1 protein-coding gene is annotated in these 217 nt (G+C 34.6%); it reads right to left on the bottom strand.

Annotation, left to right across the window (positions count from 1 at the left end; genetic code table 11):
* A partial coding sequence (locus ACYQ0O_RS13270; RefSeq protein WP_459893837.1) for a transposase occupies positions 1 to 217 on the bottom strand: 217 nt, incomplete at both ends.

The following is a 217-nucleotide window of genomic DNA, read 5'->3' on the forward strand; positions in this document are numbered from 1 at the left end:
TCTTCTTTAAATCTTTTGCCAGTTCTTTTCTGTGCTTATAAGATACGTACTTTAATGAATTCCTCATTTGATGAACTAAACAGCTTTGATGCTCTGCTTTTGGAAATACAGCTGATATAGCATCACTGAAGCCTGGTAGACCATCTGTTGCAAATATTAATACATCCTTTACTCCCCGGTTTTTCAATTCATTTAAAACACCCAACCAAAACTTAGA

Source organism: Desulfothermus okinawensis JCM 13304, from assembly GCF_054654515.1.